Source organism: Mesorhizobium sp. M5C.F.Ca.IN.020.29.1.1, assembly GCF_003997375.1.
GTDB lineage: Bacteria > Pseudomonadota > Alphaproteobacteria > Rhizobiales > Rhizobiaceae > Mesorhizobium > Mesorhizobium wenxiniae.
Map to the genome: position 1 here is coordinate 1 of NZ_RZSW01000080.1, position 16,435 is coordinate 16,435.

Annotated in this window: 12 protein-coding genes; 4 read left to right on the forward strand and 8 right to left on the reverse strand. The window is 61.4% G+C overall.

Features of this window, described 5'->3' with window-relative positions; genetic code table 11:
- Positions 1-1,152 (forward strand): SGNH/GDSL hydrolase family protein (locus EOA85_RS09435; protein WP_164759570.1); only part of this gene is annotated, 1,152 nt, incomplete at its 5' end.
- Between the two features lie 60 nt (positions 1,153-1,212).
- Here the strand turns inward: EOA85_RS09435 and EOA85_RS09440 are convergent.
- A complete protein-coding gene (locus EOA85_RS09440) occupies positions 1,213-2,253 on the reverse strand; it encodes an EscU/YscU/HrcU family type III secretion system export apparatus switch protein (protein WP_127209212.1) in 1,041 nt (346 codons plus the stop codon).
- Between the two features lie 84 nt (positions 2,254-2,337).
- Between EOA85_RS09440 and EOA85_RS09445 the strand changes: the two genes are divergently transcribed.
- Complete coding sequence (locus EOA85_RS09445; protein ID WP_127209213.1) at positions 2,338-3,141, forward strand: tetratricopeptide repeat protein; 804 nt, start codon at positions 2,338-2,340, stop codon at positions 3,139-3,141.
- Positions 3,142-3,233: 92 nt separating this feature from the next.
- Here the strand turns inward: EOA85_RS09445 and EOA85_RS09450 are convergent, their stop codons facing one another.
- The 7 genes from EOA85_RS09450 to EOA85_RS09480 form a co-directional block, all read right to left on the reverse strand.
- Positions 3,234-3,680 carry a hypothetical protein gene (locus tag EOA85_RS09450; protein WP_127209214.1) on the reverse strand — a complete coding sequence of 149 codons (447 nt, stop codon included), beginning with the start codon at positions 3,678-3,680 and terminating at the stop codon, positions 3,234-3,236.
- A gap of 13 nt (positions 3,681-3,693) precedes the next feature.
- The gene (locus EOA85_RS09455) at positions 3,694-5,052 is read right to left on the reverse strand and encodes a type II and III secretion system protein family protein (RefSeq protein ID WP_127209215.1); all 1,359 of its coding nucleotides are present in this window, start codon (positions 5,050-5,052) and stop codon (positions 3,694-3,696) included.
- A 57-nt stretch (positions 5,053-5,109) separates the two neighbouring features.
- Positions 5,110-7,272, reverse strand: a complete 2,163-nt coding sequence (gene sctV, locus EOA85_RS09460) for a type III secretion system export apparatus subunit SctV (protein WP_127209216.1) — start codon at positions 7,270-7,272, stop codon at positions 5,110-5,112.
- Positions 7,269-7,580, reverse strand: a complete 312-nt coding sequence (locus EOA85_RS09465; protein ID WP_245485659.1) for a hypothetical protein — start codon at positions 7,578-7,580, stop codon at positions 7,269-7,271. The genes sctV and EOA85_RS09465 overlap by 4 nt, the downstream gene beginning before the upstream one ends.
- A gap of 17 nt (positions 7,581-7,597) precedes the next feature.
- The gene (locus EOA85_RS09470; RefSeq protein ID WP_245485660.1) at positions 7,598-8,035 is read right to left on the reverse strand and encodes a hypothetical protein; all 438 of its coding nucleotides are present in this window, start codon (positions 8,033-8,035) and stop codon (positions 7,598-7,600) included.
- Positions 8,032-9,033: an FHA domain-containing protein gene (locus EOA85_RS09475; protein WP_127209217.1), complete on the reverse strand. Its 1,002-nt coding sequence runs from the start codon at positions 9,031-9,033 to the stop codon at positions 8,032-8,034. Before EOA85_RS09475 ends, EOA85_RS09470 begins: the two co-directional genes overlap by 4 nt.
- Positions 9,034-9,152: 119 nt before the next feature.
- Positions 9,153-9,338 carry a hypothetical protein gene (locus tag EOA85_RS09480; RefSeq protein ID WP_065006916.1) on the reverse strand — a complete coding sequence of 62 codons (186 nt, stop codon included), beginning with the start codon at positions 9,336-9,338 and terminating at the stop codon, positions 9,153-9,155.
- A gap of 223 nt (positions 9,339-9,561) precedes the next feature.
- Here EOA85_RS09480 and EOA85_RS09485 point away from each other — a divergent pair, with 223 nt between their 5' ends.
- Both EOA85_RS09485 and EOA85_RS09490 read left to right on the forward strand, forming a co-directional pair.
- A complete protein-coding gene (locus tag EOA85_RS09485) occupies positions 9,562-10,410 on the forward strand; it encodes a MurR/RpiR family transcriptional regulator (RefSeq protein WP_245485661.1) in 849 nt (282 codons plus the stop codon).
- Between the two features lie 89 nt (positions 10,411-10,499).
- On the forward strand, positions 10,500-16,435 hold a 5,936-nt coding region (locus EOA85_RS09490), incomplete at its 3' end, for a LysM domain-containing protein (RefSeq protein ID WP_127209219.1).

Consider the following 16,435-nt stretch of genomic DNA (forward strand, 5'->3'; position numbering starts at 1 on the left):
GCTCCGCGCTGGTCGGATGATCTTCCTGCGCCTTTTGGAGTGCCGGAGGTATTGGAGAATCAGACCGTCCGCCAAGTTGCCCGCATCAGCGTCGGCGGCAATACCGTCCGGATCGTCCTATCGAATGCTTTCGGCGCTAAGCCACTGACCATCGGTGCCGGCAGCGTCGGAATAGCAGGCAAGGACGGCGACGTCGATCAGGCGACCCTGAAGCCCCTGACCTGGGAAGGCAAGAGTTCTGTGGTCGTTCCGCCGGGAGCCCCGATCCTCAGCGACCCCGTCGCCCTCCCGGCAGAAGCGCTTTCCGAAATATCCGTCAGCATCTTCCTGCCGAAGAAGACGGCGCTGTCGTCGGTGCATTGGGATGGTGTGCAAACCGCCTACATCTCCGGCCCGGGAAATTTCACAAACGACGCGACGTTCAAGGCTGAAAGCACACTCAAATCACGCCTTTTTCTGAGCGATATATGGGTTGACGCCGCGCCGGAATCCCAGGCGATCGTGTTTTTCGGGGATTCCATCACGGATGGGAATTGCTCGACCCCCGACGCCAACAATCGCTGGCCAGACCTTGTCGCCAAGCGATTGCAGGAGACCGGCCGCAAGATCGCGGTGGTTAACGAAGCTTTTTCGGGCAATCGCGTGTTGACCGACGGTATGGGCGTCAATGCTCTGGCGCGTTTCGATTCTGATATACTGAGCCACCCCAAAGTCTCGAGCGTCGTCGTAATGATGGGCATCAACGATATCGGCTGGCCCGGCGAAAATGCAATCACGCCGGACGACAAGGAACCGACCGCCGAAGACATCATCACCGGATACAAACAGCTCATCGACCGCGCGCATGCCCATGGCATACGCATTGTAGGCGCGACGTTGACCCCCTTCGCCGACACCTTCAAAGGACTTCCCACCGAGGGTTACTACACACCCGAGAAGGAAAAGATACGCGTCGCTGTGAACGAATGGATACGCGCCGGTGGTGGCTTCGATGGCGTGATCGATTTCGACAAGGTGATGGAAGACCCGGCCAAACCGGGATATCTGCGCGACGACTACGACTGCGGCGATAACCTTCATCCCAACGACGCGGGATACAAGGCGATGGCAGACGCGGTCGATCTCGACGTCCTATTGGGTTCAGCTAAATAGGTCGCTGCTGACCTTGCCGCGCTGCTCAGGTATTGCGCGGCAAGGTCGATTCGACCATGCTCAAGTGAGCCCGAGCCGGACGAGATGGCGCACGACCGGTGAGAACATCTCCTGACCGATGTAAGCTCCGGTGTTTGCATTTTCGAAGAGTGGGCTGGCGACGGCCGCATCCTCGACCACGGGAATACCTGCCTTGCGTGCTTGAGCCATCATCTCGTCGGCCGCTCGGCCCTGGCCCTTGCCGACGACCGTCGGCACCGGCGTTTCACCCTTGACGTAACGCAACGCCACTGCGCGGTCGCCAGACGCGAAGACGATGACCGCGTTTTTTACGCCCAGCCTCGCAGGTTGCATCACGGCCTCACGCCGCTGTCGCTGCTGTTCATGCCGGATCAAGGGGTCTCCTTCGAGATCCTTGTGTTCGCGCTTGTATTCGGTTGTCGTCATGCGCATGTCGCGCAGGAACAGCCAGCGCTGAATCGGGACATCGATCACGCCGATAACGACAAAGGCCAGGGCGGCGGCAATTCCAAGTGGTGTCAGCACCGCTTTGGCAATTGGCTCTAGGCATGACGGAGCGCATCCCGGAGCATCGAAGAGCGGCTGCAGCCACGCGACCAAAAGGAATGTGAAGAGGCTGGCCAGCAACACCACCTTGGCCAGGCCTTTGGTGAACTCGATGACGTTGCGTAGCGACAGGATTTTCTGAAGGCCCTTCGCCGGGTTTATGTGATCGAATTGCGGCTTGAGCGGCTCAAACGAGAAGACCGGCCCGAACGTTCCCAGCATGCCGAAGGCCACCGCGAGAACGACAACGATTCCGACGAGTGGTAATGTGGCAAGCGTCAGCAATGACAACGAATGGCGGATGGCCCGCAGGCTGACTTCCCCGAACGAATCGCCGGGGGCCGTCACGGTCTGCACGAGTTCCGAAAAGTGCTCGATGAGCATCGGCCAGGCAAAATAAAGATAGCCAAGCGCTGCGAAAAGCGTGAAGCCGGAGACTAGGTCGCGGCTCTGCGAAACCTGGCCTTTCCGGCGGGCGTCACGAAGTTTCTTTTCGGACGACGGTAGTGTTTTTTCCTCAGCTTCTTCGGCCATGTTGCAATCTTATCGCACTGTTGTGGTTCCAGTCGGCCAAGGCCGTGTGTAAGGTGCGGCGGGCTTGAATACGGAGAGGTGGATATGCGGCTGCATGTCGTGTTCTTGCCCGTCGTCGCCATGCTGGCGATGGCCGGTTGTCAGACGACCAAAACCGACGCCGAGCAGGCAAAGGCGCAAGGCCCGTCGTCGCAATCGGAGCGTCTGATCAAGCTTGCGGACGATATAGATGCGCAGGGAGACAGCGACACCGCAATCGCGCTCTATCAGCGCGCGGCAGCGATGCCGGACGCCAAGCCGAGCGCCTTCGTCAAGGCAGGCGAGGCCTATATGCGAGCGGGCTATCCCGCCGAGGCCGCCAGAGCCTATCAGGCCGCGCTCGCAAAAGCTCCCAATGACGGGGGGGCTATGCTCGGGCTTGGCTCGGCGATGATAGAAACGGGCGATCTCGATGCCGGCATGCGCGCGCTCGCGCAGGCAGCGCCGCTGGTCAATACTAGCAGCGCCTACAATCGGTTGGGCGTGGCGCAGACATTCGCGGGTCAGACGGCGGAGGCGCAGACTGCTTTTGCTCAGGCGTTGAAACTCGCGCCGGGGGATCTCGACGTCGAGAGCAACATGGCGCTGGCCGCAGCGCTCGAAGGCAATTCCACCACAGCACTCCCGCTGGTCCAGAAGATCTCCGCCGCAACCAATGCGCAGTTGCATCACAAGCGCAACGTCGTGGTGGTCTACGGAATTCTTGGCCAGGCCGATCAGGTCAAGGCCTCGCCGCCGATTGGCCTGGCGACCAAGGAGGTGGATACCTTGCTTGCTCGTGCCAGAACAATCCGGTCGAAGGGTAGCACACAGGCCAGGGCGAAAGCGCTTGGCTCTATCCTCGGCTAGCGCATAGGACCGGAAAGCGCGAAGGATTTGGGTCGAGTTCGACGCGCGAACAACCGGACAAAGTAGTGCTACGCGGGCAAGGCCGCATCGGTTCACTCGACCGGGAGCGTTGTTTGCGGCGTCAGCGGCCCGCTATTGGCTCCACCCATGGGAGCCTCTTCGCCATTGAGGTAGCGCCGGGCGGCATTTGCAGTCGGCGCGGCCGCCGCCGCCCCCATGCGCCGACCCTCGACGAGGTCACGCTGGCTTTCGGCCATGCGTTGAAGATTGTAGGCGTTGGCGCAGCCGGACGGCAGGTGCGAGCCGACGCCGGAGACGATCGTCAGATCGGTCGCAGCGGCAGAACGGTCGTCATCGGCCGGTTCGTTCAGACATGCATTGGGAGCAAGGACGGAACCGCCGACGCCCTTCTCGGAGCCGCCGGTGTCGGTCGAAACATAGCTGTAGCCGGGAGAATATTCCTGCGGCTGTTGCGGGCTGTTCACGCAGCCGGCCAGAAGCAGCACGGGAACAGAGCACAAAGCGATGCGAAATGTCATGTTCGATTCCCCGCTACTTGATGATCAGGCCTATCGCCGCCGCGTCATTGGCGCGCTTCCGGCTGTGGCGTTTGGCTGCCGGACGATCGAGCGGCGTTGCAAGGCTGTCGCGCACCGGCTCGACCAGATAAGGCGTGATCAGGATCACCAGTTCCGTCTCTTCGCGCTGGAAACGCTGTGACTGAAAAAGCGGGCCAAGGACCGGCACATCACCGAGAACCGGAAACTTTTCCAGATTACGCGAGGTCCGCTGCTGGAAAAGACCGGCGATCGCAAAGGTCTGGCCGCTCGCCACTTCGACCGTGGTGTCGGCCCTGCGCACGACGAAACTCGGCATGGCGAAGCCATTGGCGCTTACTGAGCCTGCTTCCGACAAGGAACTGACTTCCGGCTGGACATGGAGCGCAATACGATTGCGGCCGATCAGCGTAGGGGTGAACCCGAGGGAAACGCCGAAGGGCTTGTATTGAACGGTCACGACGTCAGTTCCTTGCGGAATCGGAACCGGAATTTCGCCGCCGGCAAGAAAGCTTGCGGTCTGACCGGTCATCGCCGTCAGGTTCGGTTCGGCCAGTATCTTGACGATGCCGTTGCGTTGCAGCGCTTCGATGAGAATATCGAAGTTGATGCCATGCGTCTGGTCCATGTTCAAACCGAAATTCCCGGTGCCGGAGGGCACACCATTGTCCTGGAACATGTTGAATTCGAAGCCGCCGCTCCTGTATCCGACAGACCAATCGACGCCATATGATTGCAACTCAGTGCGTGAGACTTCGGCGAAGCGGACCCGGATGTTGACCTGCTGCGACCCCTGCACGGTCATGTTGTTCAGCGGCGGCTGTTCCGGCGGCGAGAACGTGCGGGCGATGTTGTCGACATCCGTTGCCTCCTCGACGCCTCGTGCTTCGCCGGTCGAAACAATACGGGTTCCGAAAATCGAGAGATTTGTCGCCGAGTTCGGCTGCATTGCGTGTTTCGCTTCGTTGGCAGGCGTGACATCGGGGGTGACGCGGAACTGGGCTGTTGCCTCGACCCGCTCATCGGCTGTGATTGCAATGAGGTTGGTCAGGCCGGGCTTTAGGCCGAAGACATAGACCATCCCCGGCGACACGACCTGAAGATCCGCGATCGTGGTGTCCGCGATCAGGACGGATTCGACGGGTTCATTGAACCGCAGCAGGCGTCCTTGCCCGACCGGCAGGTCGACCGTTGGCTTGCTCGGCAATGGCGATATGTTTTGTGCCATCGTGTCGGCAAGTGTGAACAACAACGCCAGCAAGACGCCAACCGTCGCGATAGCGAGCCAGCGCATAGCCGTCCGCCCGGCGAAAGCGGCGGATCGAACGCCTGCTGCGGTATCGTGGATTGTCATGCCGTTCCCCTCTTGAGCATGTAGAGTCCCCAACTGTCCCAATCCGCCCGGCTGGCGTCATGAGGCTGCCTCTTGTCCGGCTTTGGCCTCAGCCGCTGGCAGCGACTGAGAGACATTGCGTGCTATGCCCGAGCGGCCGGTTATCGTCGCCAGTGGCTGGACGTTGAATTCTTGTGCGAGTTCCTGAAAGGACAGAACCGGAAGTTCGATGGCATTGTGCGTGAGCAGGCTTCGCATATGACGGCGTACATCCATCGCCGCGAGGACGACCGGTGAGACATCGGTGGCGTTCTGCGACAAGGCTCGTTCGATTTCGGCGATCAAAGCCTGTGCATCGTCATCCGAAAGGTTCAGGAACGTGCCGGTCGATGTGCTTTGCACCGCGTTTCGCAGGATATCCTCGGCCGAGCGCTGCAGAACATAGGCTGCGATGATGTTGTTACGACCAGCGAAGCGGAAGCTGATCTGGCGTTTCAAGGATGTGCGGATATATTCCGTAAGCAGAACGACGTCCTGTTCGCGTTGTCCCCATTCGATCAGCGCTTCGAGGATCAGGCGCAGGTTGCTGATCGGCACGTTTTCGCCGACAAGTCGCCGAAGCACCTCCGCGATTTTCTGAAGCGGCACGATCTCCTGCGCCTGTCTGACCAGATCCGCATAGTCCGGCTCCATGTCCGACAGGAGCCTGCGCGTCTCCTGGATCCCGACGAAATGGCCGGCATAGAGCCGAAGTGCATTTCCGGTCCACTTCGCCGCTGTTTGCGCCGGTGTGGAGAAGACAAAGCCGGCTTCCTTCAATGCAGAAATGTGGCGGTCATCGACCCACACGAATTTGCGGTGACCGGCAATCGGAGGACCTTTTTCGTAAGTCACATCGAGCAGATCGAGATTCATTGGGTCCGCTTCGACAAGAACGCGGTCGGCGGGGACTTCGGTATCCAGGATGGGTGCGCCCTCCAGATCGACGCGCATGCTTCTCGCTGAAAGCTTCTCGTCGACCTGCAGGCCGATAGCCGGAACGTCGACACCGAGATCGCCGAAAAGCTCGCGGCGCACGCCATCAGCGAGCGTGGCGAATTCGGGTTCCGGGACCGACCGTCCGAGTTCGGTTCCGAAGCGTACGACGATACGGGATGAAGAAGGCAGTGTTCCGACGGGCGTTGATGAAAGCGACGCCGGTTTTCCCGGTTGTTCGGCCATGGCGATCTGGCCAATCTCTTTGAGCTCGGATTCCCGGGCGGTGCGGCGATTGATTGCATAGGCGCCCGCGCCGAAGCAGGCGCCAAGGATCAGGAACACAATGGACGGAAAGCCCGGCACTACGGCAAGGCCGACCATGATCACTCCGGCGAGTGCGAGCGCACGGGAGTCCCTTAGTAGCTGCCTGGTTATTTGCCGGCCAAGGTCGCTCGTGCCGTCCGAGCTGCCGACGCGCGTCACCATCGTACCGGCGGCCACAGCGACCAGCAGTGCCGGTATCTGCGCGACCAGCCCGTCACCCACCGTGAGCAGTGAGTAGGTCACGGCGGCGTCCCCTAGCGACATATCGTGCTGCAGCGTTCCGATGGCGAAACCACCGATCAGGTTGACCAGAATGATGACAATGCCGGCGATGACGTCGCCTTTGACGAATTTCATGGCACCGTCCATCGCGCCGAACAGCTGGCTCTCACGCTCAAGCTGCTGGCGCAGCCGGCGTGCCTCCGCCTGATCGATGTCTCCATTGCGCAACTCCGCATCGATGCTCATCTGCTTGCCTGGCAGCGCATCGAGTGTAAAGCGCGCGGCAACCTCGGCAACGCGTTCCGCACCCCGCGCAACCACGATGAACTGCGCAACGGTTATGATCAGGAAGATGACGAGGCCCACCGCAATACTGCCGCCGACGACGAAAGTACCGAAGGCGGAAACGATCTCGCCTGCGTCGGCCTGAAGCAGGATCAGTCGCGTGGTCGTGATCGTGATCGCCAGCCGGAATAAGGTAGCGATGAGGATGACCGATGGCAGCGACGAGAACTGGAGCGGATGAGAAACGTAAAACGAAGCCAGCAGGATAAGCACGCTGACGGCGATATTGGCGGTGATGAGAATGTCGACGAGGAAGGTCGGCAATGGAATGAGCATCATCACCACCGCGACGAGCATCAGGACGGCAATGACCAGATCGCTGCGGCGTGACAGCTTGGCAAGGAAGTGCAGAAGTCGCTCCGACACCGTCATTCGGCGGCTCGATGCGATAGGAAGCTTTGCAAGGCATTGTGCGCCTCGGCCTTGCGGCCGGCCACAAGCAACGCGCGGCTCTTCAGCAACGTTAGCGTAGGGTGGTCCATTCCCTCCAACGTCTCCAGCCTGGCAATCGTGGCAAGCGCTTTGTCCGCTTCGCCGTCAAGTATGAGCAGATGCGCCAATGTCCGCAGGACGCCGGCATTTCCCGGCGACAGCTGTGCAGCGATAAGCAGGTATGCCGCGCCCCGCTTTGCCTGCCCGTGACACCCGTAAAGATAGCCCAAGACATGCAGCAGATGCACTGTGTCACGCGGATCGGTCAGGTTTCGATTCCTTCCTGTATCCGGCCAAGCAGATCGCGATGACGCTCGATTTCATCCTCCATCAGCGTTCTGGCAAGTGTCTTGAGTTGCTCGCCACCCTCAAGGCCGGGAACCAGATGGGTTACCAAATGCCGGAGAATAGGTACTGAGCGACGCAGGATGGCTGGCTCGGGAATACCCGGCATGACGAAGTTGATGAGTGCCTCATCAAGCGATTCGCTATTCGTGCCTCGAGACGGCTGGAATTCCGCGTTTTGCGGCTTTTCCGTACCAGCGGCCGATGTCGTCCCCTGAGCACGGCTGGCGGCTTTGTCGACGCCGTTCATCCGCCGCCGGTTGATTGCCTGACCGCGCACACCCTCCGCCTGCCGCACTTCGCGGCCGGTATCGATCCTTGCCGTATCGAATCGCGGCCCTTCAAGCCGGCGGTTCACGGATATTTCAGCGCGACCGTGGCGCCGCCCTTGGTCAGGAGAAGTTCCGTCTCGCCAATGTGCTTGATGGTCCAGCCGTCATTCGTGAATGCACCTTCATGAAAGCGTACGCCGTCGGCGGCGATGACGTAGGGCCGCTCGCCATACCAGATCGCCTGCAGCCTCAGGTGCGGAGCCTGCTCGACGTTGCCGATCATAACATTGGAGACGAGGGGAATGTGCGCGCCGAACGTCTGGTCGAACCAGGATTGTGTTTCGGTCCAGGCACCATCCTTGTCATTGGGGATCATACCCGAGACCACGAGCCGTCCAGGTGATCGCTGAACAGCCAAAGTGCTGATGCCAGATTGATCGAGGCGCAGCCTGAGTTGGCTTTCCGCTTCGGCAGCACTGGGTATTTGCGTTGGCGATGAATCGTTCAGGACACTTTGCCCGGCCTCGCCAGCAAAGGCCACTCTGATCGGGTCACGGTCTTGAGCGGATATCTTTTTGCCAATGTCGGGCTTGGCGAAAGAGAACCCATTCGCAGCGACGGAAACAGCGAACACGGCAAAGAGCACGCTGCCTGCAATCAGGAAGGGGCGATCAGAAACGGACCAGCGATTCGGCAGGCGTTCTGGGTTGACCAGCCGGATATGGGCATCGCCGATACTTATCGTGAGCGGCAGCTTGCAGCGGCTGCCTTGCCCTTCATGGATGATCTCGCCCGTGGCGAGTGTGATGTCGCCGCCGACGGCTTCGATTTCAATTTGGCTGCCCTTGCGCCGCAACCTTGCGTGGACCGGCGCGATGCCGGCATCCCTGAGGACAATGTCGGACTCCGTGCTGGAGCCAACAGTATACAGAGGCTCGACCAGACTGAGTTGGGCGCCCGCGTGAAAACCGTGAGTTACGCTCAGCGCAATGGAACGTCCGGATCTTGGGGGTTGGGTGATAATCGATGGGAGCCGGCGCCCGGGCTCCGCATCCCAATATTTGCCGATAGAATTAGCGGTCATGCCACTTCATCTCCCGCCGATGACAATTCAGACGCAGCCTGACAACGGCATCGAAGCATTCTTGCCGTGCACGTGCGCCGCCGGTGCTTGCGGCGGCGCATGGGTTCGAGATTCCCGCCTTAGGCCTTTTCAGCCGACTGGCCGAGCGTCCTTGCGGTGCTCATCAGCATGTCATGTTGGGATTTCGCGATCTCTTTTGTGATCTCGAGGCTAAACATGCGCTCCTGATGCTTGATCATCTTGTCCAGGTTCTGTTCCGGCGACCCGGCAGAGCCGGACGTAATGGGAGGGGTAGCAGCCATCATTGTCTCCTTGAGGGGCCGTTCAAGTTACAAACTCCGGAATCACTTCGAAGCGATCCGGCAGGTTGCAAAAGCAGCTTAAGGCAGGGTGATCGAAAATGAAAGTCCACTTGGAATATATGAACCACTTCAGTTCCAACTGTTGCATTGCCGCCATTCGGGGAGTAACCTGCCATCGGGGTGAATGGGGTATTTTAGAATGGAACAAGGTCCTTTGGCGGAGCTGTTGGTCGAACGCTTCGAGAATATGCCGCCGCAGTTGCGGGTCGCCGCGCGTTTCGTGCTGGATCATCCTAAGGACGTCGCATTGATGTCGATGCGCGAGCAGGCCCATCAGGCCGGCGTTTCGCACAGCACGATGATGCGGTTGGCGCGATGGCTTGGCCTTGAAGGCTACGAGGATATGCGCAGCCTTTATGCGCGCGCGCTGCGTGAGACAGGCGCCGGTGAGCCGGGGCGACGGGGTGCCGAACAGGATGGCGATCCGGGATATTCGACCGCAGGGGTCATTGCGGACACGCTCGCGGCCCAGATTGCAAGTCTGGGTGAATACGGCAATGCATCACAATTCATCGCCGCCGCCGAGCTGCTTGCACGATCGCGCAATCTGTTCGGTCTCGGCTCGCGCTCCGGTTATCCGGTCGCGAACCACTTCGTTCACATCATGTCGTTTCTAGCTGGCGGTGACCGCAAGGTGACGCTTGTCGGCGAGATGGGCGGACATGGTCTGGATGCCTTGCAGGGTGCGGGACGGGACGACGTCCTCCTTGCTGTGGGCATGTCTCCTTATGAACGCACGACGATCGACGTGGCGCGCCAGTCGGCTCGGCAGGGTATCAGCGTGGTGGCAATCACCGATAGCAGCGTGTCGCCGCTGGCCCGGATCGCGCGGGAAACAATCATCGTTACGTCAAATTCGCAGTCGTTCTTTCGCAGCATGGCGCCGGCGTTCGCTGCCGTCGAAATTCTGGCGGCACTGACGGCTGTGCAGTCTGAAGTGAATGCTGCAGAACGAGTAAAACGGTCGGAAGAGCAACTCGCTGCTTTCGGCATTTATTGGAAGCCGCCCCGGTAAGCGGCCGGGGCTTCGACTGTCGGACGCGGGGGCGTTGACGACAGACAGATTGCCTGAACCACGACTGGACCTGCTCCGGAGGTTGTTTGATGATCCGCCCGATTACCACCCTCAAGCCCCCGCCGCCGCCCAGGGTCGATCCAAAGGCCAATGCTGAGCAGATTACGCGGCTGCAGGCCGAAGCCACGAAATTGCACAATGAAATCCGGCTCGCCAACAAGATGGGCGAGGCCGACGCGGCCGCGAACGCTCGCCAGCGGCTGACGCAGGTCAATGCGGAACTGACGACGGCACAGCCGACGCCCCCGGCGGCGCAGCCAGGACCGGAGCTGCCTGCCGCAGTCACCGCGGCAAACGGCAACGGCGGCACCACCGCCGCGCCTGCGCTCTTCACGACGCAAAATTTCGGCGGTACGCCAAACCTCCTGCTGGCCAGTGGTGAGCCCGACGCCGGCGGTGTTTCACCGGAAGTCGCCACGGCGAATGACATTCTCAATGCGATCGAGGGCGGCAAAAGTATCGACAACATCGCCCACGAGCGGAACATGTCTCCCGAGCAGGTGGTGGCGGCTCTGAATGTCGGCAAGATGACGGCGACAGCGACCGAACATGCCAACGGCGACACCCGTACGGTGATGATCAAAGACGGCAACGGCCGCACGATCACCGAAAACCAGGATTATCACCACGGCGGCTACTACACCGAAGTGACGGGTCGCGACGGACAGACGACCTCCTCGCCGATCCGTGACGATCTCGGCCGCAAGGAAACCACCAGTGTCGACGCGGCGACAGGCGCGATCACGACCAAGTTCGTCGACGATCTCGGCGACGGCTCAGTCACCGAACGCACGACGAATCCCCAAACCCGTATAACCACAACCACCGAAACGAACGGTGACGGTGCCGTCACCGTCACCAAGAACCTGCCGAATGGGTCGACCGTGGAGACGGTGACGCCCGCCGGCGGCCCTGCGTTGCCGGTAACCACGGTCACAGGTCCGGGCGGCGAGGAAACCATCCTGGCGCAGACGCAGACCGCCGACGGCTCGGGCGCAGCGTCGATCCAGGAACAGCTTGCCGAAGGCAAGAGCTTCGAAGAAATCGCCGAGGCGAGCAATCTCACGCCCGAACAGGTGATCGCTGAGTTGAACGCGGCAGGCCTCGAGGTCACGCAGGGCGGCGACCCAGGCGAAACCCTGCAGATCGTCGTCACCGATCCGGAGACCGGCAACACGGTCACCTACAACAACGACTACCAGCACGGTTCGACCTCGGTGACGACGGTGGAGGGAAATACCGAGACGACCCACTCGATCGACGGCAACGGCAGGACCAGCCACACCGAGCGCAACACCGAGACCGGCGAGCAGACCACCACCATCGTCGATCCCAAGAACAATACTGAGACGACGATCGTCTTCGACAAGGACGGCCGGCGCACCGAGACCATTGTCGAGACGCTGAATGATGGCGAGCCGATCGATTACGAGGTCCAGCCGGGCGACAATCTGAGCGATATCGCCGAAGCCCATGGTGTGACCCTGGAAGAGCTCGCCGAAAGCAATCCGGAGCTGTTCACCTCTCCGCGCGACCCCGACCTTATTTATCCGGGAGAGACGGTGGTGATCGAGGATGCCACCAAGACCACCGTCAATGTGACGTTTAATGGCTACACGCTGACCACGTCGCCAGACGGCAAGATCACGCTGACCAACGATACGACCGGCGCCGTCACGGATATCGCGGCCGGCACCGCACAACAGGCGCTGGCCGAACTGCTGCTTTCCATCAATCCGAACGGCAGTGATCCGGAGCAGGCGAAGGAGGATCTGGTCGTCAAGACGACGCTGGACGGCATATTCGGCGGGGCGACGCCAGAGCTGACCACGGAGGCGCTTGAAAAGCAGCAGGCCGTGGTCGCTGCAATGGAACAATATGGTCCGGGACAGGACGCAACGGGCGCGACTCTCGACGGTAGTCCTGCGTCGGTTGGCCCATACGGGGATCCACCGTCCCCCACCGCTCCTTCAGGCGGGAAGTGGGTGCCGTTGCTGGTCGACGGGAGCTGGAAATGGTTTGACCCGGAGGTAGCCAAGGCGATCGCAGCCGAGAACGTGGCGGTTGCGGACCTCGGCGAGGCACAAGCAAAGTCCCAGCAGATCGCGGCACAGCTCGATATTTATGCGCTGGACCCTGAATTCAAGAACGCCATGGAGGGTGCCGAGTCGACGCTCGACGAGGCGTTGGCGCCATATGGACTGGATTGGAGGCCGCCTGAGCCGAAGGGCACGCTGGCGGATGCGCAAGACCGGTTGACCCTCGCCAATAACGCGCTCGAAAGCGCCAGCACTGCCCGGGCCGAATACGAGCAGGGCCAGACGTCACTTCTCGAAGCGATCGACAAACAGGCAGACCTGCCGACGCTCAGCGATCCCAATCAGACGGCTGTCCGCAGCCCGGATGGTCCCAGCGCCGAGGAAACCAACCAGCAAGGAAAGGCCGCGCACGCGGAGGTCGCCGAGCTCTTTACAAACCTTTCGCTACACACCGCCAACGGCAACAAGGCCACGATCGACCTAATGATCAGCTCGACCGAGCTGGAGCTGAAGCTTACCGATGCCAAACCTGGAAGCCCCGAATACACGGCCATCGAAGAGCGGCTTGAGGGTCTGCAAACGCTCCAGGGGGCCGCGGCCAATCAGGTGACCCTGGCCGAGGCATATCAGGAGTATGGGGTTGCACAGGCAGAGGCGGCGGATCTTGCCGTAACCATGGAGCCTCTCAAGCAGCAACTGCTTGCGCAGGCGCAGGAAAGGAACCCGCACCATTTCGATTGGGAAGGGTATACCAATGGACGTGGTGAGTTTACCGGCAAGATAAAATCGCAGGATATAGTGGAGGAGAACGGTCAGCTCTATGTTGTTACCGTCTATGAGAACGACACCTTCACCGACGAGAACGGTGATGACACGAACGTACATAAATCTGCCCTGACATACGACCTCAACGACGAGGGTATCAGGGAAGATTTCCGTAACGATCCACTGAACAAGCAGTGGCAGGAGATGCTGGCCTCGACGCAGGACATATCGTCGGCGCCGGTATGCACACCCAACGGCACGTCGCAATCGGCGCTGGACGCGGCCAAGTCGAAGATTGTCGGCGTGCAGGTCGATCAGCTTGATGCCGGGCTGAGAGATGCGAAGACGGCGCTCGTCGACGCAACGACGGCACGCGACCAGGCGATCACCGACTACGGGCCGGGAACCGTAGAGGCGCCCGCTGGCACGCTCAAGCCGGGCGAGACGGCGGTGAAGATCACGGTGAACGGCCGCGACCTGTGGGTCGCGCCGGAAGTTGCCGCGGCGTACGAAGAGCAGGGGCCGGGCGCAATCGGCGACAGCGGCAAGTTTGTCCAGATCGAGATGGACGGCCAGAAGCTGTGGGTGCACCCCGAAGTCGCGGCCGCGGAAATCGATCGAGGCCAGGCGGAGACCGAAAAGAATCAATTGGAGGACTGGGAAGAAAACGTGCGGCCGGCGATGGTGGCTGGGCGCGACTGGTACGCTTTTTCCGCAAGCCACCCCAAGCTTCTCGAATACGGTTCCGCCGAGCACGAGGCGAAACTCAAGTACGAGTATTTTGAAGAACACAAGGACCAGGCGCTGGCTGGATATCAGGTCCAGTTCGAGAACCTCTACGAGGCCGGCTACACCGGCGAATACGAGACATATACGCCGGACCAACTCAGCACTGCCGTTGGTCAGACCCTCGGGCTCGACGCGCCGAGTGAAGACGTCCGAAAGGTCACCGAAGAAATCACCGACCGCGCCGGCAGCGACGCCGAGGTCAAGATCGTGCCGGTGTTCTCCCTCGACGGCGGGAAGGAATCGACGACGGCTTTGTTCGCGATCAAGAGCGGCGGCGACGAAATCGGCTATGTCGACAGTTCTGGCAAATATTACAGCACCTTCGATGAATTCCAGCACGAGAACCGCATCTTCAGCGAAAAGGGCAATCTGGTCATGGCCAAGGGCGGCGACATGTCGCTCGGCGAGGATGGTTTTTCGCTCGACGAATTGGAAGTGGCCGACGCGCGCAAGGTGGATTTCTGGGACAAGGCTACCGACATCGGCCTTGGCATCGTCGCGGGTGTCTCCACCATCGTCTCGTTCGTGCCGGGCGGCCAATGGGCGATTCCCATCGCGATCGGCTCCGGTTCAATCCTTGGCGGCAAGGCTCTGATCAAAGAGGGTGATCACCTCCTGCAGGGCGGCGACTTCGACAGCCAGTCGGCCTGGAATGTCGCGACCGGCGTAACCGCATTCCTGCCCGTGGGCGCGGGTGCCCTGCGAACATTCGGCTTGGCAAAGACAAGCCTGTCCGGATCCCAGGCTTTCGCGGGCGGCTTCGGGATGACCCGCATGAAGGATGCCAGCTGGGGCATCGGCAGATTCCAGGTGAACGTAAAGGAGGCCTCTTATGCCGGTAAGGTCTCGGAGTTTATGCAAGGCGGCAACAGGCTGACCACCGCTGCGTGGCGCCTCGATGCCGGCGCCGTGGTTACCGGTGTTCCGTTGCTCGGCAAATCGGTGGAAGATCTCGCGGCGCATGGCGGCGAGATGTCCCTGCTCGAGCTCGCGAACGCAGTCGTGGGCATAGGCGTCGGCACTGTCGGCACAGGCCTGGGCGGCCGCTCGCTGTTGTACAACATGCCTGGAACGGGCGGTACACGGAGCGGAACTCATGCGTCGGCCAGTTTTCCTGGCGGACCGGATTCGGGGCCGCAACCGCGGGCCGTCTACGAGATGGGCCCTGACGGTGTGTACAGGCCCACCGGCGAACAGGTCGTGCCGGATCCAGATGAGATCATCATCAATGGCGACGTGGTCGGCGAAACGTCCGGCCAGCAGGGGCCTGGTTTCGGTGCCCCAGAAGGTTCGCGCAACGGGGCGGAGGCCGGAAATCCCGGTCAGCGCGCGCTGCCGGCCGGCGAGTCCGATGGGCCGAACCCGCCGCCACCCACGGGTGGCAAGGATGCAGGCCACGTCCAGCCGTCGCGGCCGATGGTCGTGCATGAGCAAGGCCCCGACGGCGTCTATCGCCCGACCGACAAACTGGTCTTCCACGATCCCAGCCACCCCGTCGTCGAGGGGACGGTTGTCAACGTCCACGATGAAGGGCCGAGCGCCCCGGGCGAGCGCGGCGATCCCGAGAATGCCAGCGACCGAGACGCCCAGGGAGCGCGTGAGCAGAATGTGCGCGTCCCCGCCGACGGCGATCCGATCGTGGTTCCGCCGGTCCGCGGCGACGGAACGACGCGCCCGGCCGAGAGCGGCTTCCGGCTCGTCTGGGACCCGGCGACCAAGACGTTCACCGGCATGCCGAGGCCCAATCCCGCGGAATACGTCTACACCAGCGGCAAGGATCCGCAGCAGACGGGCTATCTCGACGGCGCACGCCCTTCCGACCCGGCCGTGCTGGCCACCCCGGACGAGCTCCTGCTCCAGTCCGAAACGGAAACACGCGGGGCGGAAGGCACCCGCCCGTTGATGCGCTACACTCTCGGCAACCGCCATACCGGCGAGATGCTCGTCGATTTCAACCTACCGGAAGCGCAAAGGGTTGTCGCCATACCCGAACCCAAGGCGATCACGGCCGCGCCGGAGCCGGTGCCGGCTCCTGTCGAGCTCGACCCTTCCTTGCCGGTGCTTTATCTCGGCGCCGACGGCCGCTGGACAGCCGATCCGAACGTCCGCACGCAGCCACCGCCCGTGACGGATACCGGACACCCCAGCCCGGTTCGGCACGACGGCACGCCGGTCATCAACAATTTCTCGTCAAACCCATACAGCTTCGGCCAGACGTTCAATGCCGTCAAAGCCGGCCTGCGGCGCATCGGCACGCGTTACCTGAATACTGAACCCCGCTATGACTATCCGAAGCTCGGCGAGTTGGTCGACAGCATCTATCACCGGCCGGTTCCGCAGGACGGCGTCACCGCCGGACAGGACATCTATGT

What these genes read in the sequence shown, in the direction of transcription:
- EOA85_RS09440 (WP_127209212.1), bottom strand. Translation starts at nt 2,253, where the DNA reads ATGGCCGAAGAAGCTGAGGAAAAAACACTACCGTCGTCCGAAAAGAAA.
- EOA85_RS09445 (WP_127209213.1), top strand. Translation starts at nt 2,338, where the DNA reads ATGCGGCTGCATGTCGTGTTCTTGCCCGTCGTCGCCATGCTGGCGATG.
- EOA85_RS09450 (WP_127209214.1), bottom strand. Translation starts at nt 3,680, where the DNA reads ATGACATTTCGCATCGCTTTGTGCTCTGTTCCCGTGCTGCTTCTGGCC.
- EOA85_RS09455 (WP_127209215.1), bottom strand. Translation starts at nt 5,052, where the DNA reads ATGACAATCCACGATACCGCAGCAGGCGTTCGATCCGCCGCTTTCGCC.
- sctV (WP_127209216.1), bottom strand. Translation starts at nt 7,272, where the DNA reads ATGACGGTGTCGGAGCGACTTCTGCACTTCCTTGCCAAGCTGTCACGC.
- EOA85_RS09475 (WP_127209217.1), bottom strand. Translation starts at nt 9,033, where the DNA reads ATGACCGCTAATTCTATCGGCAAATATTGGGATGCGGAGCCCGGGCGC.
- EOA85_RS09480 (WP_065006916.1), bottom strand. Translation starts at nt 9,338, where the DNA reads ATGATGGCTGCTACCCCTCCCATTACGTCCGGCTCTGCCGGGTCGCCG.